The sequence below is a fragment of the Pseudomonas sp. NPDC090233 genome (assembly GCF_044772285.1).
Taxonomy (GTDB): domain Bacteria; phylum Pseudomonadota; class Gammaproteobacteria; order Pseudomonadales; family Pseudomonadaceae; genus Aquipseudomonas.
Genome location: NZ_JBIVYQ010000006.1, coordinates 364,057 through 385,136, shown reverse-complemented (window position 1 = coordinate 385,136; position 21,080 = coordinate 364,057). Strand labels below are relative to the sequence as shown.

The following is a 21,080-nucleotide window of genomic DNA, read 5'->3' as shown; positions in this document are numbered from 1 at the left end:
CGGCCTTACACTGGCCCATCTTTCGATACTCAACAGTTCAGAAATTATAATTTCGTACAAGGATTGCCTCTATGCTGCGCAAACTCTCACTGGCGATAGCCGTGTCTTGTGCGTCCAACGGAGTGGTCTGGGCAGCGGATGTGCCCACAACAGTCAAAACCGACCTGGTCAGCGTCTACCAGGAAGCGGTCGACAACAACGCCGATCTTGCGGCCGCACGCGCCGATTATGGCGCCCGCCGCGAAGTGGTGCCCCAGGCCCGCGCCGGCCTGTTGCCGAACCTGTCGGCCGGTGCCGAGATGCAGAATACCCGGACCAAACTCGACGAACCGTCGATCACCTCCAACCGCAGCGGCAACTCCTGGAGCGCCACCCTGGCCCAGCCGGTGTTCCGTGCCGACCGCTGGTTCCAGTTGCAGGCGGCTGAGGCGGTCAATGAGCAAGCGGCGCTGGAGCTGTCGGCCACCGAGCAGAACCTGATACTGCAGACCGCGCAAAACTACTTCGCAGTGCTCCGCGCCCAGGACAACCTGGCTGCGACCAAGGCCGAGGAAGCCGCCTTCAAGCGCCAACTCGACCAGTCCAACGAACGTTTTGACGTGGGCCTGTCGGACAAGACCGACGTGCTGCAGTCCCAGGCCAGCTACGACACAGCCAGGGCCAACCGGATCATCGCCGAGCGCCAGGTACAGGATGCCTTCGAAGCACTGGTAACCCTGACCAACCGCGAATACGCTTCGATTCAGGGCGTAGTCCATACCCTGCCGATCCAGGTGCCCACGCCCAACGATGCCAAGGCCTGGGTCGAGACCGCCGGCCGGCAGAACCTCAACCTGCTGGCGACCAATTACGCCGTCAGTGCCGCCGAAGAAACCCTGCGCCAGCGCAAGGCCGGCCACGCGCCGACGCTGGATGCGGTGGCCAAGTACCAAAAAGGCGACAACGACAACCTGGGTTTCAGCAACCCCTCGCAGCTGGGCGTGCGCTACAGCGGTGACGTGGAACAGACCAGCATCGGCCTGCAGCTGAATATCCCGATCTACAGCGGCGGCCTGACCAGTTCGCAGGTGCGCGAGGCCTACCAGCGCCTGAGCCAGAGCGAGCAGCAACGCGAAAGCCTGCGCCGCCAGGTGGTGGAGAACACGCGCAACCTGCACCGCGCGGTGAATACCGATGTGGAGCAGGTACAGGCACGCAAGCAGTCGATCATTTCCAACCAGAGCGCGCTGGAAGCCACCGAAATCGGCTACCAGGTCGGCACCCGCAACATCGTCGACGTGCTCGACGCCCAGCGCCAGCTGTACACCTCGGTGCGCGACTACAACAACAGCCGCTACGACTACATCCTCGACAACCTGAGCCTGAAACAGGCGGCCGGGACCTTGAGCCCACAGGACCTGGTGGACCTCAAGCGGTATCTGAAAGCGGACTACAACCCGGACAAGGATTTCCTGCCACCAGACCTGGCGGCGGCGGCGGCGAAGAACTTCGAACGCAGGCCTTGATTCTGGAGCGCCGCATACCCCTGTAGGAGCGGCTTCAGCCGCGAAGCAAACGACGCGGTGGATGGCACCGGCTTCGCCGGTGTTCGCGGCTGAAGCCGCTCCCACAGGGGAAATAATGAATCAGCGGATTAATCGGTCCAGCCCATCCAGCAGCCGCTGCAAGGCCCCCTGATTGGCCCGCATCACCGCCCTGCCCGCCTCGCCCATGCGCTGCGCATCCTGCGGCAGCTCCACCAACCGGCGCACCGCCTCGGCCAGCCCGTCGGCATCCTCCACCTGCTGCAACGCCCCCGCCTCGCGCAACATCGCGCTGATCTCAAGGAAGTTGAACACATGCGGCCCCATGATCACCGGCAACGCCAGCGCCGCTGGCTCCAGCGGGTTGTGGCCGCCGGTGGCGACCAGGCTACCGCCGACGAAAGCGATATCGGCCAGTGCGTAGAGGAACAGCAGCTCGCCCATGGTATCGCCGAGCAGCACGCGGGTCTGGCCATCGACCGCTGTGCCGGCAGAACGGCGCACGGTGGCGAATTGTTCGGCGCACAAGGCATGTACGGCGTCGAACCGCTCGGGGTGGCGCGGGACCAGGATCAGCAGCGCATCGCCGTGTACCTGGAGCAACTGGCGATGCGCCTGCAGGATCAGCGCGTCTTCACCCTCATGGGTACTGGCGGCAATCCACACCGGGCGCTGGCTTGCGCCCCACTGCTCACGCAGCGCCTGGGCACGCGGCAGCAGTTGATCGTCAATTTTCAAGTCGAACTTGATGGAGCCAGTTACCTGCACGCACTCAGAATGCGCGCCGAGATCGCGAAAGCGCTGCGCTTCGGTTTCGGTCTGCACCGCAATCAGGTCCATCTCGGCAAGCATCGGCCGAGTCAGCTTGGCAAAGCGCGCATAGCCACGGGCCGAACGCTCCGACAACCGAGCGTTGGCCAGGGCCACCGGGATACCGCGCTTGGCGCACTGGTGAATATGGTTGGGCCACAGTTCGGTTTCCATGATGATGCCCAGCTTGGGCTTCACATGATCGAGAAAACGCCCCGCCGCCCACGGCAGGTCGTAGGGCAGGTAGCAATGCTGGATGCGGGGTTCGTCGGCGAACAGGGCGCGAATGCGCTCGGAACCGGTCGGGGTCATGCAGGTGAGGGTGATGGGCAGGTCCGGATAGGCCTTGAGCAGCGCGCGCACCATGGGGGCGGCGGCGATGCTTTCACCGACCGAGACGGCATGCACCCAGATACCGCCCTGGCGCATGGCTGGCAGGTTACGGGCGAAGCGCTCGCCAATGCGCTGGCCATAAGCCGGTGCCTTGCGCGCACGCAGGTACAGGCGCAGCGCAACCAGTGGCAGGCCCAGGTGAAACAGCAGGGTATAGAGGGTTCTGTTCATGGCGCCGAAGTTTACAGGATGGACTGGCCCGAAATAGATGTAGGAGCGGATTTATCCGCGATGCGCCGCGCGGGCGGCGCTCGATCTCAAGGGCGTTAAAAACTTCAAGACGGTCGCCTGTCACCCTCCCAGCCGTAAAAAATCCCCTAGAATGCCCGACCAGCAACCGGAGAATCCCCAATGAACGCCTACACCTACCTCGCCATCGCCATCTGCGCCGAAGTCATCGCCACCGCTTCCATGAAGGCGGTCAAGGGCTTCAGCACGCCGCTGCCCCTGCTGCTGATGGTAGGCGGCTACGCGATCGCGTTCTGGATGCTGACCCTGGTGGTGCGCAGCATTCCGGTGGGGATCGCCTATGCCGTCTGGTCGGGGCTGGGGATTGTGCTGATCAGCATCGCGGCCCTGGTGATCTATGGGCAGAAGCTGGACGTGCCGGCCATGCTGGGCATGGCGATGATCGTCGGTGGGGTGGTGGTGATTCAGCTGTTCTCGAAAACTGCCGGGCATTGATGCGGGCTGTATACTTGCCAGCTGTCCCAGTCTTCGAGGTACCGCCATGCCAACCGCCATTTCCACTGACGTACTGATCGTCGGCGCCGGGGTCGCAGGCCTGTGGCTGAACGCCCGCCTGCGCCGCCTGGGTTATTCGACAGTGCTGGTGGAACGCGCCAGTCTGGGTGGCGAGCAGACCATCAAGTCCCAGGGCATCATCCACGGTGGTACCAAATACGCCCTGCACGGCGCCCTGACCGGCGCTTCGGAAGCCATCGCCGACATGCCTCGGCGCTGGCGCGAAGCCCTGGCCGGCAACGGCGAACTGGACCTCGGCCGCACCCGCTTGCTCTCCGATGCCCACTACTTATGGTCGCCGGGCACGCTGGCCGGCAACCTCACCAGCTTTTTCGCCAGCAAGGCCGTGCGCGGCCGGGTCGACCAGGTCAAGGGCGACCAGCTCCCGCCTGCTCTGCAGGACCGTGCCTTCAAGGGCAAGGTCTATCGCCTGGCGGAGCTGGTGATCGACGTGCCCAGCTTATTGGCCAACCTGGCCGAGCTGGCCGGCGACTCGTTGCTGGCAGGTGAGCGCATTGAGCCACTGCGTGATGGTGACGCGCTGGTAGGCCTACGCGTGGACGGACGTGAAATCCGCGCCCAGCGCATCGTCCTCAGCGCCGGCGCCGGTACACAAGATCTCCTGCATGCCCTGGGCCTGAGCCAACCGGCCATGCAAACCCGGCCGCTGCACATGGTCATGGCCAAAGGGCCGAACCTCAAACCGTTGTACGCCCATTGCCTGGGCGGCGGGCCCAAGCCACGAGTCACCGTGACAACCCACCCGGCGGCCGATGGCCAGTGGGTCTGGTACCTCGGCGGCGACCTGGCCGAAGCCGATGGCGTAGCGCGCGAGCCTGCGGCGCAAATCGCTGCGGCGCAAAAAGAAATCGCCAACCTGCTGCCCTGGGTCGACCAGAGCCTGGTGCGCTGGGCCACCCTGCGCGTCGACCGCGCCGAGCCTGCACAATCCGGCCTGGTTCGCCCAGACAACGCCTTCCTCGCTGATCAGCAGCGCCTGCTGGTGGGCTGGCCGACCAAACTGGCGCTGGCACCCGATTTCAGTGATCGCGTACTGGCCAGCCTGGAGCGCGACGGTATTCGCCCAGGCGTTCAAGCCGACCTCAGCGAGCTCCCGCGACCACCGCTCGGCGTACCGGCCTGGGAGCAACTGCTGCCATGACTCTGCCAACCCTGCACGACTTCCACCGCCCGCTGGGCAGCACTGGCCTCAAGGTGTCGCCCCTGGGCCTGGGCACGGTCAAGCTTGGCCGCGACCAGGGCGTGAAATATCCGACCGGTTTCACCATCCCTGGTGATGACGAAGCTCGCCTGCTGCTGGCGCAAGCGCGCGAGCTGGGCATCAACCTGATCGACACGGCGCCGGCCTATGGCCGCAGTGAAGAGCGCCTGGGCCCGCTGCTGCGTGGCCAACGCGATGAATGGGTAATCGTCAGCAAGGTCGGCGAAGAATTCGAAGCCGGTCAGTCGCGCTTCGACTTCAGCGAGGCACACACCCGTCGCTCGGTCGAACGCAGCCTGCGCCGCCTGGAAACCGACCGCATCGAGCTGGTGCTGGTGCATTCCGACGGCAACGATCTGGCGATTCTCGAACAGCAGGAGGTCTACCAGACCCTCGCCGCGCTCAAGCAAGAGGGCAAGATCCTCGGCTACGGCCTCTCCGGCAAGACCGTTGCCGGTGGCCTCAAGGCGCTCGAACAGGGCGACTGCGCCATGGTCACCTACAACCTCAACGAGCAGGCGGAACGCCCGGTGCTGGACTACGCTGCCGAACACGGCAAGGCCATCCTGGTGAAAAAAGCCCTGGCCAGCGGGCACGTCTGCCTTGCGCCCGGTGTCGATCCAGTACAGGCCAGTTTCGAGCTGCTGTTCGCTCACCCGGGCGTCAGCAGTGCTATCGTCGGCACCATCAATCCGTTGCACCTGGCCCACAACGTGGCCACCGTCGCCCGTATCCTGGGCCAGCATTGAGTGGTCCCCGCCCCTAGGCCTGGAGACTGACCCGCCCCAAGGAGGAGCCTCGTGCCGCGTACGCTGATTCGCAAGAACCCGAGCAACTTCAAGACACTGCCGCTGCATGTCGAAGCCACCCCCGAAGGCCTGGTTTACCAGAGCATCGGCATGCCGCTGAATTTCGCCCAGACCCAACAGCGCAGGCGCGCCATCCAGTTGCCCGACAATCAGCGCTTCGTGGTCGAACTGGCCAACCTGGGCGTTTCGGTGCGGTTGACCCTGCACTGGCAGAATCGTGACTACTGGGTACTGGTACGGCAACGGCGTCAGGATCGTGGTGACGTGGTGCTGAAATTGATTTCAGGTTATGTCCCGGCTCAGGAGCTCAACTTGCCACTGCACACAGCCGTGCAGGAAGTGGCCGAAGAATGCCTGCTGGAAACACCGGAAGGTTGGCTGGGTGGGCGCTTCAACGACACCTGGCTACCGGCACCCTATGACGCCGCCCTGCACTACCGTGAGTCGCTGCCCTTCGTGCTGACGCCGGAGTCCGGTGCTGCGCGGCCAGTGCACTGCGGCAATCTGATGCTACTTGAGCGGCCACGGGCCTATGTACATCTGCCTACGGCGTCACTGCAGCTGATCTACGACATGCGCCTGCAAGTGCCCAAGGAGGCGAAGAAACTGAGCCTTTTCCATGTAGATGAACGGCTCGAAGGCGATCAACTGGTGGCACGACTCAATCGTAAACGTCCGGACCTGTACCTGATGCCACTGCAGGATGGCCAGCCGCTGGCCGAGCTGTATACGCTCAAGAAAGACGAGTTGGTGCCCGCGAGCACTCGCGGGCTGTACCTGGCCGAGAGCTTTGCGCGCCAGGACGGCTGGGTGGTCAGTGATGAGCGAATACGCTGGAAGGAGTGGGTGAAGCAGCAGGGGTTGGTGGAGCGCAAGCCCACCAAGGCGTCGCATTTACAGCGCTTTGGCGACAAGGCCCGGGCATTGCTGGAGCGCGCACGGACTTCGCTGCATAAGTAACCTAACCTAAGGCTGCCGCCTCCCTGTAGGAGCGGCTTCAGCCGCGAACACCGGCTACGCCGGTGCCATCCCCCGCGTCGCTGGCTTCGCGGCTAAAGCCGCTCCCACGGCCGCATGCGCCGCGTCAGTGCTTGCGGATCTTCTCGACGATCGCGGTGGTCGAGCTGTTCTCGACCAAACCCAGCACCTTCACCGTACCGCCATAAGCCTTGACGATATCGGCGCCGACCACCTGATCGATGCCGTAGTCTCCGCCCTTCACCAGCACATCCGGTTTGACCTGGCTCAGCAGGTTTTCCGGCGTACCTTCGGGGAAACTGATCACCCAGTCCACAGCGCCAAGACCGGCCAGCACCGCCATGCGTCGATCCACGCTATTGATCGGGCGGCCAGGGCCTTTCAGGCGGCTGACCGAGGCATCGTCGTTGACCGCGACGATCAACCGATCGCCCTGAGCACGCGCCTGCTCCAGATACGTCACATGCCCGGCATGCAGGATGTCGAAACAGCCGTTGGTGAAGACGATCTTCTCGTTGTGCGCACGCGCATCGTCGATGGCCAGCAGCAGTTGTTCCAGGCCCACCACACCCCGCTCCGAACCTTCCTCACGCTGGATCGCCCGGCGCAGCTCAGGTGCGCTGATTGCCGCAGTACCCAGCTTGCCCACCACGATTCCCGCTGCCAGGTTGGCAAGGGCTACCGCGTGGGGCAGGTCTTCACCGGCCGCGATGGCAGCGGCGAGGGTGGAAATTACGGTATCGCCGGCACCGGTGACATCGAAGACTTCGCGGGCACGGGCTGGCAAGTGCAGTGCCGGATGGCCGGTGCGCAGCAAGGTCATGCCGTGTTCGCCACGGGTCACCAGCAATGCCCCCAGATCCAGGTCCAGCAGCAACTGCAGGCCCTTGGCGACCAATTCGGCCTCATCGGCGCAACGGCCGACGATGGTTTCGAACTCGCTGAGGTTCGGAGTGATCAGACTGGCCCCGCGATAGATCGAGAAGTCCTTGCCCTTGGGGTCGGCCAGGACCGGAATGCCCTTTGCCCGCGCGGCCTGGATCAGGCTCTGGTGGTTCTTCAGTGCACCCTTGCCGTAGTCGGACAACACCAGCACCTTGACGCCTTCGAGCAGGCTGTCGACTTCGGCACCCAGCGACAGCGGGTCGGTGGCGAAGGGTTCCTCGAAATCGATACGCAGCAGCTGCTGGTGACGGCTCATGACCCGCAGCTTGACGATGGTCGGCTGATGGGCGATGCGCTGGAACACAGAACGTACGCCGGCAGCCTGCAGGCTGTTGGCCAGGCTGTCGGCGGCCTCATCCTGGCCGGTGACGCCGATCAACGCTGCCGGGGCACCGAGTGCGGCGATGTTCAAGGCAACGTTGGCCGCGCCGCCAGGGCGATCCTCGATCTGGTCGACCTTGACCACCGGCACTGGCGCCTCTGGCGAAATACGCGAAGTACCGCCATGCCAGTAGCGGTCCAGCATGACATCGCCGACCACCAATACCGGGGCTTGATCGAAACGCGGCATGGACAACTTCATGGGCAACCCATATGAAAATAATGAACAGGGGCAGGATATTAGCACAGGGTAAGCGACGGCTTTATGGCCAGATCGGCCCCTGGAAAATTCCCGTGACAATCGGGGCCGAACGGCCCCGATGAAGGTGAACTCAGGTGATATCGGCCTTCGCCGGCTCTTCCAGGCCCATGGCATGCAAGCGGGCATAATAGCCATTGGCTGCCAGCAGCTCGGCATGGGTACCGCGCTCGACCAGGCGGCCCTGGTCCATGACCAGGATCTGGTCGGCCTTCTCGATGGTCGACAGGCGGTGGGCGATCACCAGCGTGGTGCGGCCTTGCATGACATGGTCCAGGGCAGCCTGGATATGCCGCTCGGACTCGGTGTCCAGCGCCGAGGTGGCTTCGTCGAGGATCAGCAAAGGGGCGTTCTTCAACAGAGCCCGCGCGATTGCCAGGCGCTGACGCTGGCCACCGGACAACAGCACGCCGTTTTCACCGACGTCGGTGTCGAAGCCCTTTGGCAACTGGTCGACGAACTCCTTGGCGTAGGCATCGGCAGCCGCCGCCTCGATGTCGGCGCGCGGCGCGCCTGCCAGGTCGCCGTAGGCGATGTTGTTGGCCACCGTATCGTTGAACAGCGTGACATGTTGGGTCACCTGCGAAACGTGCCGGCGCAGGTTGCGCAGGCGATAATTTTCGATCTCCACGCCATCGAGCAGGATCTGCCCCTGGTCATGGTGGTAGAACCGCGGAATCAGCGCCGCGAGGGTCGACTTGCCGCTGCCCGAGCGCCCCACCAGGGCAATCATCTGCCCAGGCTCGGCCGTGAAGCTGATGTCGCTCAGCACTTCACGGTTGGTACCGGGGTAGGTGAAGCTCAGGTTGCGGACTTCCAGGCGGCCTTCAACCCGCTCTTTCTCGACGGTGCCGCTGTCGACTTCAGGCGCTTCGTCCAGCTGTTCGAAGATGCTTTCGGCACCGGCCAGGCCTTTTTGAATGGTCGAGCTGACTTCCGACAACTGACGGATCGGCTTGGGCAGCAGACCTGCGGCGGTGATATAGGCCACCAGGTCACCAGCGGTGGAATCACCCCGCAGGAACAGCACCAGGAACATCAAGGCCGCCATGGCGCTGTAGATCACCAGTTGCAGCATCGGCGTGTACAGCGCACCGGTCTTGGTCATGCGCAGCTGTTTGTCGGTGTTGCTCTGGCTGGCGCGGCTGAAACGCTGCTCTTCGTAGGCCTCGCCGCCGAAGCTGCGCACCACACGGTAGCCCTGGATGGTCTCGGAAGCGACATGCGTCACGTCGCCCATCGCCACCTGGATCTTCTTGCTCTGCTTGCGGAATTTCTTGCTGGCGACACTGACCATCACCGCGATGACCGGCAGGATCGCGACCATGACCAGGGTCAGGTGCCAGTTCATCCACAGCAGGTAGGCAAACAGGAACACCACGGTCAGGCCTTCACGGATCACCACCTTGATGGCATCGGTGGCGGCCCCGGTGACCATGGTCACGTTGAAGGTGATGCGCGAGATCAGGTGCCCGGAGTTGTGGTTGTCGAAATAGCGGTTGGGCAACACCAGCAGCTTGTTGAACAACTCGACACGCAGGTCATGCACCAGGGAAAGCGAGACCTTGGCCAGGAAATAGTTGCCGAGGAACGAGCCCAGGCCCTGCCACGCCGCAATCAGGATGATCAGCAGCGGCACCGCCTGCAGCAACTGCAGGTCGCGCAGATACGGCACATTGGGGAACAACACCGCTTCCGGGTTGCTCAGGCCGTCCACGAAGTACTTGAGGATCCCGGCCAGCATCGGCTGGGTGGAGGCAAAGATCACGAAACCAACAATACTCAGCAGAAAAATGCCGATGTAAGGTTTCACGTAGCTCAGCAGCCGGAAATAAATCTTCAGGCTGGAGGTGTGCTCCGCCGGTAGCGGTGTTTCGGCCATCATCGAGCTCGCTGTTCAGGTTGAACCGGAAATTTTACCACAGGCGTCATTTTCGGCACGCCCCCATGGCAACAACATGACCAGACCGACCACCAGCCAGCTGATAAACCACTCGGCGCGCGGTGTCGCGGTCAGGCTGGCGGCGTCGAACTGCATGGCCAAGGTGGAGAAAATCCATAGCCCGAGCAAAAGCTTGCCCAACGGCGTATGACGTGCACGTACGATTTCAGCCAAAGTGAACAACCATACCGCGACCCACAACAGCATGCCGGGCCAGCCCAACTCCACAGCAACATGGGTGAACATGTTGTGGGAATGGTCAAACTGCATACCGACTGTCAATACCTTGTAGGACGCGCCAAGGCCCAGACCGGTCCATGGATGCTCGCCAATCATCTGCAGCACCGCTGCGAAAATTTCCGGGCGGTACGATGAACCACGGGCGCTGATCCGGTCATAGACGACGTAGAACGCCAGCGCAGTGGCGACAAGAGCAAGAGCGGCGACCAGACGGCTGTGACGGTTACGCCACCACAACGGTGCGATCACCACGGTCAAGAGCATTGCCAACACCGCTCCGCGGCTCTGGCTGAGCATCATGAATACCGCCAGGCAGGCCAGGGCCAACATCCAGCCGAGCTGAGCACCCCGGCGCCCAGGCACCTGATAGAGCAACGACAGTGCCGCGATGCCCACCACGTAAGCCCCCAGGATCGGGTGCGATATTTCACCGATGCCATACAGCCGACGGATCAACGAATGGCCCTGCAGGCCATAGAATTGCACGATCGAAACCAACGCCCCAACCGCCAGCAAGCCACTGCCGAGCTGCAACAGATGGCGCATGCGTGCTGTGCCGGCCTGCGCCAGCAAAGGGAATGCAAGCAGGAAAACCATGATGTACACCAGCCGCTTGGCCTCACGCCCAGGCTCTTCGACTGACGACCAGGCAAGGCTGATCGCACACCAGGCAATCAAAAGCACCACACTGACCCACAGCGCAGGCTGTCGACGCCAGGCTTCGATCAGCACCGCACGGGCGGACCACGCCAGTACCAAAGTCGGCAGCCACAGAAACAGCACTAACCCCTGTTGGTAAACCTTGTTGCTGGGCGCCAAGGCGATCGCGCCAAGGAACCAGACCAGACCAAACCCCAACCAGGCGCGGGCCCAGTTTTTTTGATACAACATCAGCTCCCCCGGTGAATCTAAGACACCATCATGGTGCTACAGCATTATTTTCGGCATTATTGCCGGTCATTTTGCTTGCCAGACGACAAGGCCCAACTCATGCAATGCTCTCGGCTCACCCAGGTCGACTTCGATCAGCTGACACGTGGCGCCCAGGTTTTAGAGGCAGACAGCCATGGCGCCAAAGTCTACCTGCTTGAAGATGGTAATTTCCTCAAGGTTTTTCGTAGGAAGCGGTTGATTTCATCTGCGCTGTTGCGCCCGTACTCTCAGCGATTCGTCGACAACGCAGCGCGACTGGCCCAGCTGGGTGTCCCGACCCTTGAGGTCATCAGCCAGCACAAGCTCGACCTGCCAGGCAGAACCGCAGTGCTGTACCGCCCTCTGCCGGGACGCACGCTGCTGCAGATGTCGCGGGATGACGATTTCAGCTGGGGCGACTACCTGCCCCGCCTGATCGAACTGGTTCGCCAGTTGCACCGCAGTGGCATCTACTTCCGCTCTCTGCACCTGGGCAACGTAGTGGTCACTCCCGACCAACGCCTGGGGCTGATCGACGTGGCAGACATGCGCTTCCTGCGCCCGCCATTGTCCGCCCGAATGATTCGTCGCAACGTGCAACACATGGTCAGTTACATCGAGCGGGAAAAGCTGGGCGACCGCTTCCCTCTAGCCGACTTCCAGGCCGCACTGCTGGCGCGCTGAGCCTCAGCCGCGCAGCAGGTTTGCCGAGGCGCTTTGGAAAGCCTGCCAGGCAGCGTCAGGTGCCAGCGCCTGACGCTGCCGAACGGCCAACGCTGCTGCACCTGAGGCATCACAGCGTTCTATCGCAGCGGCCCAGGCCTGAACGTCGGCAACCGGCAGGTAACTGCCCGCCTCGCCCAATTGCTCATGAAAAACCGGCAGATCGCTGCAGATCACCGGAACGTCGGCCATGACGGCCTCTTGCACCACCAAACCTAGCCCCTCGGCGCGCGAAGGCACCAGCAGCCAGTCGAATGCGCGGTAGAGCTGGTGCAAGTCATCGTGATGGCCACAGAGCCGGACACGACCACTCAAGCCCAGCGCCTCGACCTGCGCCTGCAAGGTAGCCCGCAATGGGCCATCACCGATAATTGCCAGCTGCAGGTCGGGCTGGAGGGCTGCTCGCGCGGCAAATGCCTCGATCAGCATCCCGAAACCTTTGCTGTCGACCAACCGGCCGACGGCGCCAAGTACCTGCCCATTGCCAGCAGGCAATGACAACACCTCGCGCGCACGGTCACGGCTCATCAGGGACGATACGAACGCCTGCGGGTCGAGCGCCATGCGCAAGGTCTGTACCGGACGGCCAAGATCATGCTCCAGCGCATCGGCAAGCGTATGCGAGACGGCAGCGATGCTCAAACGGTCGCGGGGTACGGCGCAGAGCAAGCGGACATCGCTGGCATTCAACCGCGTCTGGCCATGGAACAGAACCTTGGCCCGCACGCCGGGAATCTGCTCCAGCAGAGGCAGCACCAGCCGGGCTACCCCCACACCGTCGAGCAGCAGTACATCGGCCTGCGCTTCTGCCAGCGCCTTGCGCAATCGAAAACGCAGCCACGGACGCAACAGACGCCACAGGTGCCGCCCCTTCAATGCGCGTTGTGGCATATGCCATTCGCGCGTGGAGCCGAGCCCGCAGCACAGGCCACTGCCCAGCAACAGCCAGTTGCTGATATGGGCATCTGCGCCAGCGTGCGACAACACCTGCCGATGAACCTTGTGAATGGACATGTACGGTGAACCGCCCGCCCACATCATGTTGACGATGTTCATAGGGATAGCGCCCCTCTCCCGCTCAAGCCAGGTGGGACTGCAGTGTCAGTGAACAAAAATGGATATTCCCATACCTACCAAGGCCCCCATGACCAGTGTCAAAGCCAGTTTTACCCGATCGCGATTACGCCGTTTTGCCTTACGCTGAACTTCCTCAGGCAAGGTCACATGGCTGCCGAAACCTGTGTGCAAGACTGCATCACCTTCGAGCTTGACCGCTGTAAGGTTTAACTCAGCGTAGCGTCGAGAAAGCGCCTTTTCACCAGCATAGGCGGCAAATGGCGCACAGCGCTGGTAATCGCTCAGACGACGCAAACCAGGGTTCAGCGAAAAGGCCTGCCATTCGGCTTTTTCGGAGTGCAGGGGATAGCACGGCACCCCGGCAATTACCTGGCGCTCGCCCAGGTGGATGTACGGGCTGTGGATCGCCAGATCGTGGGCATGGCTGCGCAACCAGACCTGCAGCACCTCGGGACTGACCTCAAGGACCGCCTGGGAGTCTTCGACAAAGGCCTGGCGATAGAACTGCCAGTCGTCTTCGCAGTGGAAGATGTAGGCTGTCTTCACGTGGCTGTAAGCCAGGTCGATCGACGCCAGCTGGCCAAGCTTGGGACGATTGACGAACACCGTGCAGTGGGGTTTCCAATGCGCCGGCACAGCGCCATGCACGGCATCGTCGCCGGAGTCTTCAGTGATGAAGACTTCGCGTATGGGCGCTGTGTTATAGCGATCGAAGCTCTCCAGGGTTTCTTTGAGCAGATCGAAACGACCGCAGCTGGTCACGACAAGCGTGACATCACTCTCTTGGGAAAAGCGCACCGGACTCCCTCCGCGTTGCGACAATCGACTTTCCGCCTACATCCCTGAAAACGAAAGTTCTTTGAATTCAAAAGCCCAGCTTCAGCCGCAGCCGTTGCCACGTGGTCAACGGCGGGTGCGGCCTGAGTGCCGGGCGCATATGGTCGACGATGCTACGGCCAACTGCCCCAAAACTGAAACGAGAAACTGCCAGATGGCGGCCATTCTCGGCAATCTGCCGCGCCAGTGCCGGGTCATCGCGCAGTATGCGCAGCTTGCGCTGCAGCGTCGGGATGTTGTCGTAGAACACGATGTTGTGCATGTCCTGCAAGCCCAAGGCGCGGTTTTCTTCCTCGCCCTGGTCGAATGCCAGCAGCACGCAGCCACAGGCCATCGCTTCGAAGTTCTTGATCATGTATTCGCCCATGCCGACATCGGCACTGACGAAGAAACGAATGCGGTTGAGCGTGTTGCAGTAATCCTCGCCGGACTTGGTGCGGGTCACTACCAGATTTTCCACCCGGCCCAATTCATCCAGCAGTGCCTTGCGCCCGCTGTAGGCGACGCTGTTGGTGCTGCCCACGAACGCCAGGTCGATGTCGCGCTCGCGCCCCTGATCGCTCAGCAGATGCTCGTCATAGCCCTTGGGCACGAACACCGCATCGAAACCTTCCTGGCGCAGACGTTCACTGACCATGTAACCCGAACTGATCACCCGCGCCCACGGCAGTTTGCGGTAGTGCGCGCTGAACTTGCCGGTGTACTTGCAGGGGATGTAGTTCTGATAGGCGTCGTGTTCAAGGATGACCAGGTTCGGCACCGTACGGATGAATGCCACTTGGCGAATTTCCTGCTTGAAGCGCAGGAAGAAGACGATGCGATCATAGCGCTCGACCTGCACTTCACGCTTGAAGTACCGGCGCAGGTTGCGCTGGTCGTCGCTGGTCAGCCAGCGCAGGTCACACTCACAGTTGGCCGCGACGCCGTCGTACAAGCGATCGAGGATCGCCCGCTGTTCCTTCTGCACCAGAAATAGGACTTTCATTACTTTCCTTGGGCGCTCAGCGCCATCGCGGTCAACCATGGGCGTTATCTAGAGTTCACGGCGCCAGAACAGTTCGTGCCGGCGCACAGCCTTGCGGAAGAACTCGTTCTCCCCATAGGGCGACGGCCGACGTCCGGCCAACCAGCGTTGCAGCAGGCGGCGCAAGCGGCGCTTGAACGGCGCACGCGGTTGCAGGTCGTGCATCATGCCCAGGGCCATGGCCTTATCCTGCTGAGTTGGTAAATCCAGTACCAGGGTGCACGGCGCCCAGGCCTGATCGGCACTCAGTTGCGGCGGCAGGGCGACACCGTCGCCGCTGTCGCCCATCGGCCAGCGGTCGTTGTCATGCAGGTGGTTGGCGTAGCACAGCAGTGTTTGCGGCTGCCATTCCAGGCCCTGCAGTGCCTCAAGCACTGCAGCCTGAGCACAGATATGGTCGGGGTGCGGGTCGAGCTGCGGGTGAGGCATGACCAGAACATCCGGTTTGGCCATTGCCAGCAAGGCGCGCAGGTCGGCCAGCAAGTTGTGCCAGGTCGGCGCACCATCGGCGTCCGCCGGCAGTGGGAACGGATTGAAGCGCCGGAACAGGCGGATATCGGCCAGGTCGGCTTCACGAGAGGCGGCCGGCACATCCGGAGCGGCCTGCATTACGGGCAGTTGCAGACAGAAATAGCCCAGCTGTACGCAACGCGACTCTGGCACGCCGGCCCAGCGCGGCACGGCAATGCTGTCCCAGGCGCGCAGTCGACCCTTCAGTCGCGCCGCCTCGGCCCTGCCCAAGCCCATTTGCTGATAATGCTCAGCTTCGATCTCGCCAGCAGTCAGGGTGACTACCCAGGTTTCGTCAGCCTGGCTATACAGGCCATAGGCCGCCAGTTCGGCATCATCTGCATGGGGCGCGATGACCATCACGCGCCGCCGCTGCAGGTCGACGCCAGGCGTTATCCACAAGTGCGGTTGCCCCTGCACGCGGCAATGGCGGCCGCGTACGCGCAGCGTTCCGGCCATCAGCGGCGCAGCCAACCCGGTGAGGTTGAGGAAGCGAACCCCATCGACACCGCGCTCGAACGCCTGCCGGTCACTGAGACCATCGGCCTGCAGCTCGACATGCGGGTCGAGAAAACGCCCAAGCCATCCGCTTTTAACGCCCACTTCGAGGATCAGGGTTTCATCGCCCTGCAAGGCGGTATCGACCTTCAGCAGACCCTCACGTAAGGCGACAGGCACTTCGCGGGTTTGCTCGCCGAAGTTGTAGGCGTAGTCCTCGCCCGGCGCGTAGAACAGATGATCGGCGAACCATGCCTCGTGGGCGGCCCAGAGCACCGGTAACAGCAGAACCGGCAGCCACCAGCAAATGAATATGCCAAGGCCAACCAGCGCCACCAACCCGGCAAGCAGACCCAGGCGCTTGTTGCGCCGATGGCGCTTGAGTAACTGCTGCTTGCGGCTCACGCCTGAAACACCGGCACAGGGTTGCACCAGCGGTCCTTGTACTCGCGGTCGGCGCGGCCGAACGAGAAGCGCAGGGGCTTGTTGCGCGCACGGGCATCTTCCCAGGCGGCCTGGGTGTTAAGGAAGCTCAGCACGCTACCGGGACTGAAGGCCTTGGTATCCGGGTCGACGCCGCCATTGACGTACTCGACGCTGATCCACTCCGGCGCCTCCACCCGATAGACCAGCTGGATAGCAATGGGCTTGTCATCGAGCAACAGCACCGAGCCGATCAGCAGCTCACGCAAGCGCTCCAGCACATCGGCCATGTGCTCGGCACCCGTGGCCGGGAAGCCCCAGCGGCGCTGGAACAGGTCCCGGTACATGGCGGCGATCTCGACGGCGCTGAAGTCACTGATCGGGCGCACGATGCCGCCCGCCTCTTCCAGCAGACGCAGCTCGCGGCGCTGGTTGTAGCGGAACTTCTTCGACAGGTCTTCAGGGGTGCGAGCCATGGCCAGCTGTTCCTTCTGCGCCTTGAGGCCGCTGAAGCGCCCCTGGTTCAGCTCGGACAGGTAGCGTGCGGCATGGCGCAACGGCGCCGCCGCGTCGGCGGCGGCAGGCAGGATGATCTCGGCATTACCCAGGTCGAACAGGCCTTTCTTGCCGGCACGTTTGAGCACGTCCTTGGACAGTGCCAGGTGGCGGCCCCAGGTCGGCACGGCGGCCTTCAACTCACCGGCCTGATGCCAACCCAGATAGCGCACGGGAATTTGCGCCAGGTCGGCGAGTTGTTCGATCACCTGCGGATGCGTGGCAACACTGCCGCCGAATCGCGCCCATGCCTCGGCATAAGCCGCGGCATCGATAACTTGCCAGCCGCGTTCACGGAAGGCCTGAATGTGATTGAGCATCATGCCTGCTTCACCTGGAGTGCCTGCACCTGCGGCAACTGCCAGAACGCCTGGCGCACCGCCTGGTCGGAGAAACGCTCCTGCAGGCGCTGCAGCATGTGCACGGCACAGGCTTCGCGCTGCTGCGCGTCCAGCACCGACATGTGCTTCAGGCCCTGGGCCAGCTGCGCGGCATCGCCGAGCGGGAACAGCACGCCCACGCCCTCGACCACCTCACGCGCACCGCCACACGCGGTAGCCAGCACAGGTACGCCGGCCACCATGGCTTCGAGCAGTACCATGCCGAACGGCTCGTGATCGGAACTCAAGGCAAACACGTCGAAGGCCTGGAAATAGCGACGGGCATCCGGCACCTGCCCCAGGAAGTCGACCTGCCCGGCAACGCCCAGCTCGGCGGCCAAGGCCTTGAGCTTCTGCTCCAGCCGCCCTTTGCCGAGAATCGCCAGACGAGCGCCAGCCGGCAACCCCGGCAACGCTTCGGCAAAGCCGCGCAGCAAAGTAGCCTGATCCTTGTCCGGATGCAGGCGGCCGACGTTGCCAACGACCCACGCCTGCGCATCCAGCCCCAGGGCCTGACGCGCTTCGGCACGCGGCACCAAGGCCGCTTGCAAGGCCTCGATGTCGATACGGTTGTACAGCGTCTGGATGCGCTCGGCCGGCCACTGCGGCAGGCAGCGGCGCATGTCGTCGCGCACCGCATCCGACACGCCCAGCAGGCTCAAACGTTTGCTGAACAGGTTGGCGAACAACCGCCGCCCCTTGCGCTGGTAGTCGCCAAAGGCATGGTGCACGCCGATCACCGGCAAACCGGTGGCCAGCAAGGCCACGTAGATCGGCTTGAAACGGTGTGCGATACAGAAACTGAAATTGCGCTCGGCGGCAATCCGACGCAGGGCGCGGATGGCGCCAAGCTTCAGGCCGCGTACGGCCTTGGAGCTGAATTCGAGAAACAGCACCTCGTCCGACGCGCAGCCGGCCGCAACCTCGGGGTCGGCGGCGCCGGTGAGGAATACCGTGGTGACCTTGTAGCCACTGCCCTGAAACAGGCTGGCGTATTGACGGGCACAGTCGAGGAACGGCCCGTCATAGCCATGGCAGAACTGCAGGATGCGCGGTTCAGAGCGGCTGGTCATACGCGGCTGCGCCGTCCTTCACCACCAGGATGTCTTCCATGATCAGGTACTGCAGGTCAGAGCCGAAGAACATGTTCAGCGCATCGGTCGGCGAGCAGATCATCGGCTCGCCACGGCGGTTCAGCGAAGTGTTCAACGACACACCGTTGCCAGTCAGGTCTTCCAGCGCCTTCATCATGTCGTAGTAGCGCGGGTTGTACTCGCGCTTGAGCACCTGGGCACGCGAAGTGCCATCCTCGTGCACCACTTCCGGCACGCGGGTCTTCCACTCTTCAGCCACTTCGAAGGTGAAGGTCATGAACGGCGCCGGGTGGTCGACCTTGATCATCTGCGGCGCGACAGTGTCGAGCATCGACGGGCAGAAAGGTCTCCAGCGTTCGCGGAACTTGATCTGGTGGTTGATGCGGTCAGCCACGCCTTCGACGCTCGGGCAGCCGATGATCGAACGACCACCGAGCGCACGCGGGCCGAACTCCATGCGGCCCTGGAACCAGGCCACCGGGTTGCCATCGACCATGATCTGGGCGATCTGCTGCGGCATGTTGTCGAGCTTGCGCCACTTCGGCTGGTCCGGGTGACGGGCGCAGGCGGCGATCACGTCCTCGTTGGAGTACGACGGGCCGAGGTAGACGTGCTCCATCTTCTCGACCGGCACGCCACGGGCGTGGGAAACGTAAGCGGCGGCGCCGACTGCGGTGCCGGCGTCGCCGGAAGCCGGCTGGACGAACAGCTCTTTGACGTCCGGGCGGGCGATGATCTTCTGGTTGAGCTTGACGTTCAGCGCGCAGCCGCCGGCGAAGGCCAGCTTGCCGGTTTCACGCAGGGTGTCGCCCAGGTAGTGGTCGATCATCTGCAGGGCCAGCTTCTCGAACAGCGCCTGCATGCTGGCTGCGTAGTGGATGTACGGCTCGTCGGCGATGTCGCCTTCGCGCTTGGGACCCAGCCACTCGATCAGCTTCGGCGAGAAGTAGAAGCCCTTGCCCTTCTCTTTATAGCGGCGCAGGCCGATGACGTTGGCGTACTCGGTGTTGATCACCAGTTCGCCGTTTTCGAAGCTGGCCAGGCGCGAGAAGTCGTATTTGCTGGCGTCGCCATACGGCGCCATGCCCATGACCTTGAACTCGCCGTCGAGCATTTCGAAACCGAGGAATTCGGTGATCGCGCCATACAGGCCGCCCAGCGAGTCCGGATCGAAGAATTCCTTGATCTTGTGGATCTTGCCGTTTTCGCCGTAGCCGAAGAAGGTGGTGGCGTACTCGCCCTTGCCGTCGATGCCAAGGATCGCGGTCTTCTCTTTGAAGCCCGAGCAGTGGTAGGCGCTGGACGCGTGGGCCAGGTGGTGCTCGACCGGCTCGATCTTGACCTTTTTCGGGTCGAAGCCCAGTTGCTCCAGGCACCAGACGATCTTCTTGCGATAGCGCTTGTAGCGGCGGTTGCCCATCAGGATCGCGTCGAGGGCGCGGTCCGGGGCGTACCAGTAGCGCTTGGCGTAGTGCCAGCGGGCCTTGCCGAACAGGCTGATCGGGGCGAACGGGATGGCGACCACGTCGACGTCGGACGGCTTGATGCCAGCCTGTTCCAGGCAGAACTTCGCCGACTCGTAGGGCATGCGGTTCTTCGCATGCTTGTCACGCACGAAGCGCTCTTCTTCGGCGGCGGCAATCAGCTTGCCGTCGATATACAGGGCCGCGGAAGGGTCATGGCTAAGGGCGCCGGACAGGCCAAGAATCGTCAATGCCAAGGGATTAGCCTCTTCATTCGGTAGAGATGCGCCAGCGGCCTCGTGGGCGGGTGGCGGCTAAAAGGCGGGATTATAACGCAAACAACAAAAGAGACACTGCATTAACCTGTAGGAGCGGCTTCAGCCGCGAACACCGGCGAAGCCGGTGCCATCCAGCGCGCCGCCTGATTCGCGGCTAAAGCCGCTCCCACAGTTAGCGCGGCGCGCTCACAGGCCTGCTTATTCAGCGATCAGCCAGTCCATCCGGTAGCTGCCGGCGGTCTGCGCCAGCTCTTTGGCCAGCCAGGGCAACAGCTCCTTGAGTTCGTCCTCAAGACCCCACGGCGGGTTGGCGATGGCCAGACCGGAGCCGTTCAAGCCCTGCGGGCTGTCCTGGTGGTGCACATACAACTCGACCCGCAACAGCTTTGGCGCGCCAGTGCTGGTCAAGTCCTGGTAGAAGCGGGTCAGCGAACGCTGATCCTTGATCGGGTACCAGATGGCGGCGACAGTCTGGCGCATGCGGCCGATCGCCTCTTTCAACGAGGTTGTGCAGCGTTTGAGCTCATCGGCCTGCTCGAACGGCGGGTCGATCAGCATGATTGCGCGTTTTTCCTGCACCGGCAGCAGCGCGCGCGGCACATACCAGCCCTCACCCAGGTGCACGACCACGCGCGGGTCTTTTTTCATGTTTTCTTTGAGCAGCGGGCCGTCTTCAGGGTGCTTCTCGTTGAGCAAGGCACGGTCCTGCTGACGCATCAGGCGGCGCGCCAGCTCCGGCGAGCCTGGGTAGTAACGCAGCTCGCCATCGGCATTAAGGCGCTTGATGACGCGCAGGTAGTCTGCCGCCATGGCCGGCAGGTCATCACGATTCCACAGGCGCGCAACACCTTCGAGGTATTCACCCGTGCGCGTCGCCTGATCGCCCTGCAGGTCGTACAGACCCAGGCCGGCGTGGGTATCGATGTAGGCGAACGGCTGCTCCTTGCGCGACATCAGGGCGATGAGGCGGGTCAGCACGATGTGTTTGAGAACGTCGGCGTGGTTGCCGGCGTGGAAGGCGTGACGATAGTTCATGGCAACTCCTGCGAAGCCGGCAAGT

18 protein-coding genes are annotated in these 21,080 nt (G+C 63.0%); 6 read left to right on the top strand and 12 right to left on the bottom strand.

Annotated features, from left to right (window positions below; all coding sequences use genetic code 11):
• Positions 1–71 precede the first annotated feature (71 nt).
• Positions 72–1,505, top strand: coding sequence for a TolC family outer membrane protein (locus ACIQUF_RS18985; RefSeq protein ID WP_400796770.1), 1,434 nt, complete (start codon positions 72–74; stop codon positions 1,503–1,505).
• A 120-nt stretch (positions 1,506–1,625) separates the two neighbouring features.
• Here the strand turns inward: ACIQUF_RS18985 and waaA are convergent, their stop codons facing one another.
• On the bottom strand, positions 1,626–2,897 hold the full coding sequence (gene waaA / locus ACIQUF_RS18980) for a lipid IV(A) 3-deoxy-D-manno-octulosonic acid transferase (RefSeq protein WP_403134162.1): 1,272 nt from the start codon (positions 2,895–2,897) through the stop codon (positions 1,626–1,628).
• 180 nt (positions 2,898–3,077) lie between these two features.
• On the opposite strand from waaA, the gene ACIQUF_RS18975 reads away from it, so the two are divergent.
• From ACIQUF_RS18975 to ACIQUF_RS18960, 4 genes are read left to right on the top strand one after another with little or no spacing between them, the layout of a single operon-like run.
• The gene (locus tag ACIQUF_RS18975; RefSeq protein ID WP_403134159.1) at positions 3,078–3,410 is read left to right on the top strand and encodes a DMT family transporter; all 333 of its coding nucleotides are present in this window, start codon (positions 3,078–3,080) and stop codon (positions 3,408–3,410) included.
• A 46-nt stretch (positions 3,411–3,456) separates the two neighbouring features.
• On the top strand, positions 3,457–4,632 hold the full coding sequence (locus ACIQUF_RS18970; RefSeq protein WP_403134156.1) for an NAD(P)/FAD-dependent oxidoreductase: 1,176 nt from the start codon (positions 3,457–3,459) through the stop codon (positions 4,630–4,632).
• Positions 4,629–5,441 (top strand): aldo/keto reductase, encoded by an 813-nt coding sequence (locus ACIQUF_RS18965; protein WP_403134154.1) that lies wholly within the window; start codon positions 4,629–4,631, stop codon positions 5,439–5,441. Before ACIQUF_RS18970 ends, ACIQUF_RS18965 begins: the two co-directional genes overlap by 4 nt.
• Before the next feature lie 51 nt (positions 5,442–5,492).
• Positions 5,493–6,461, top strand: coding sequence for a metal ABC transporter ATPase (locus tag ACIQUF_RS18960; protein ID WP_403134152.1), 969 nt, complete (start codon positions 5,493–5,495; stop codon positions 6,459–6,461).
• A gap of 124 nt (positions 6,462–6,585) precedes the next feature.
• Here the strand turns inward: ACIQUF_RS18960 and hldE are convergent, their stop codons facing one another.
• The 3 genes from hldE to ACIQUF_RS18945 all read right to left on the bottom strand — a co-directional run bounded on the left by hldE (position 6,586) and on the right by ACIQUF_RS18945 (position 11,137).
• Entirely contained in the window at positions 6,586–8,007 is a 1,422-nt protein-coding gene (hldE, locus tag ACIQUF_RS18955) for a bifunctional D-glycero-beta-D-manno-heptose-7-phosphate kinase/D-glycero-beta-D-manno-heptose 1-phosphate adenylyltransferase HldE (RefSeq protein ID WP_403134149.1), read from the bottom strand.
• Positions 8,008–8,137: 130 nt separating this feature from the next.
• Positions 8,138–9,946 (bottom strand): lipid A export permease/ATP-binding protein MsbA, encoded by a 1,809-nt coding sequence (gene msbA / locus ACIQUF_RS18950; protein WP_400796751.1) that lies wholly within the window; start codon positions 9,944–9,946, stop codon positions 8,138–8,140.
• Between the two features lie 15 nt (positions 9,947–9,961).
• The gene (locus ACIQUF_RS18945) at positions 9,962–11,137 is read right to left on the bottom strand and encodes an O-antigen ligase family protein (RefSeq protein WP_403134146.1); all 1,176 of its coding nucleotides are present in this window, start codon (positions 11,135–11,137) and stop codon (positions 9,962–9,964) included.
• Positions 11,138–11,236: 99 nt separating this feature from the next.
• On the opposite strand from ACIQUF_RS18945, the gene ACIQUF_RS18940 reads away from it, so the two are divergent.
• Positions 11,237–11,842 carry a toluene tolerance protein gene (locus ACIQUF_RS18940; protein WP_403134145.1) on the top strand — a complete coding sequence of 202 codons (606 nt, stop codon included), beginning with the start codon at positions 11,237–11,239 and terminating at the stop codon, positions 11,840–11,842.
• Positions 11,843–11,845: 3 nt separating this feature from the next.
• On the opposite strand, the gene ACIQUF_RS18935 is transcribed toward ACIQUF_RS18940, so the two are convergent.
• The 8 genes from ACIQUF_RS18935 to ACIQUF_RS18900 all read right to left on the bottom strand — a co-directional run bounded on the left by ACIQUF_RS18935 (position 11,846) and on the right by ACIQUF_RS18900 (position 21,055).
• A complete protein-coding gene (locus ACIQUF_RS18935) occupies positions 11,846–12,937 on the bottom strand; it encodes a glycosyltransferase (protein WP_403134143.1) in 1,092 nt (363 codons plus the stop codon).
• A 45-nt stretch (positions 12,938–12,982) separates the two neighbouring features.
• Positions 12,983–13,756 carry a glycosyltransferase family 2 protein gene (locus ACIQUF_RS18930; RefSeq protein WP_403134142.1) on the bottom strand — a complete coding sequence of 258 codons (774 nt, stop codon included), beginning with the start codon at positions 13,754–13,756 and terminating at the stop codon, positions 12,983–12,985.
• A 67-nt stretch (positions 13,757–13,823) separates the two neighbouring features.
• Positions 13,824–14,780 (bottom strand): glycosyltransferase, encoded by a 957-nt coding sequence (locus tag ACIQUF_RS18925; protein ID WP_403134141.1) that lies wholly within the window; start codon positions 14,778–14,780, stop codon positions 13,824–13,826.
• Positions 14,781–14,828: 48 nt separating this feature from the next.
• Complete coding sequence (locus tag ACIQUF_RS18920) at positions 14,829–16,232, bottom strand: PIG-L deacetylase family protein (protein ID WP_403134138.1); 1,404 nt, start codon at positions 16,230–16,232, stop codon at positions 14,829–14,831.
• Complete coding sequence (locus ACIQUF_RS18915) at positions 16,229–17,125, bottom strand: antimicrobial resistance protein Mig-14 (protein WP_403134484.1); 897 nt, start codon at positions 17,123–17,125, stop codon at positions 16,229–16,231. The genes ACIQUF_RS18920 and ACIQUF_RS18915 overlap by 4 nt, the downstream gene beginning before the upstream one ends.
• Positions 17,125–18,258, bottom strand: coding sequence for a glycosyltransferase (locus ACIQUF_RS18910; protein WP_403134136.1), 1,134 nt, complete (start codon positions 18,256–18,258; stop codon positions 17,125–17,127). The genes ACIQUF_RS18915 and ACIQUF_RS18910 overlap by 1 nt, the downstream gene beginning before the upstream one ends.
• Positions 18,242–19,999 (bottom strand): carbamoyltransferase, encoded by a 1,758-nt coding sequence (locus tag ACIQUF_RS18905; RefSeq protein WP_016501928.1) that lies wholly within the window; start codon positions 19,997–19,999, stop codon positions 18,242–18,244. The genes ACIQUF_RS18910 and ACIQUF_RS18905 overlap by 17 nt, the downstream gene beginning before the upstream one ends.
• A gap of 219 nt (positions 20,000–20,218) precedes the next feature.
• Positions 20,219–21,055, bottom strand: a complete 837-nt coding sequence (locus ACIQUF_RS18900) for a 23S rRNA (adenine(2030)-N(6))-methyltransferase RlmJ (protein ID WP_403134134.1) — start codon at positions 21,053–21,055, stop codon at positions 20,219–20,221.
• Between the last annotated feature and the right edge of the window lie 25 nt (positions 21,056–21,080).

Coding starts and splice junctions, on each gene's coding strand:
- waaA (WP_403134162.1), bottom strand. CDS start 2,897: ATGAACAGAACCCTCTATACCCTGCTGTTTCACCTGGGCCTGCCACTG.
- ACIQUF_RS18915 (WP_403134484.1), bottom strand. CDS start 17,125: ATGCTCAATCACATTCAGGCCTTCCGTGAACGCGGCTGGCAAGTTATC.
- msbA (WP_400796751.1), bottom strand. CDS start 9,946: ATGGCCGAAACACCGCTACCGGCGGAGCACACCTCCAGCCTGAAGATT.
- ACIQUF_RS18965 (WP_403134154.1), top strand. CDS start 4,629: ATGACTCTGCCAACCCTGCACGACTTCCACCGCCCGCTGGGCAGCACT.
- ACIQUF_RS18910 (WP_403134136.1), bottom strand. CDS start 18,258: ATGACCAGCCGCTCTGAACCGCGCATCCTGCAGTTCTGCCATGGCTAT.
- ACIQUF_RS18900 (WP_403134134.1), bottom strand. CDS start 21,055: ATGAACTATCGTCACGCCTTCCACGCCGGCAACCACGCCGACGTTCTC.
- ACIQUF_RS18935 (WP_403134143.1), bottom strand. CDS start 12,937: ATGAACATCGTCAACATGATGTGGGCGGGCGGTTCACCGTACATGTCC.
- hldE (WP_403134149.1), bottom strand. CDS start 8,007: ATGAAGTTGTCCATGCCGCGTTTCGATCAAGCCCCGGTATTGGTGGTC.
- ACIQUF_RS18925 (WP_403134141.1), bottom strand. CDS start 14,780: ATGAAAGTCCTATTTCTGGTGCAGAAGGAACAGCGGGCGATCCTCGAT.
- ACIQUF_RS18975 (WP_403134159.1), top strand. CDS start 3,078: ATGAACGCCTACACCTACCTCGCCATCGCCATCTGCGCCGAAGTCATC.
- ACIQUF_RS18945 (WP_403134146.1), bottom strand. CDS start 11,137: ATGTTGTATCAAAAAAACTGGGCCCGCGCCTGGTTGGGGTTTGGTCTG.
- ACIQUF_RS18970 (WP_403134156.1), top strand. CDS start 3,457: ATGCCAACCGCCATTTCCACTGACGTACTGATCGTCGGCGCCGGGGTC.
- ACIQUF_RS18940 (WP_403134145.1), top strand. CDS start 11,237: ATGCAATGCTCTCGGCTCACCCAGGTCGACTTCGATCAGCTGACACGT.
- ACIQUF_RS18985 (WP_400796770.1), top strand. CDS start 72: ATGCTGCGCAAACTCTCACTGGCGATAGCCGTGTCTTGTGCGTCCAAC.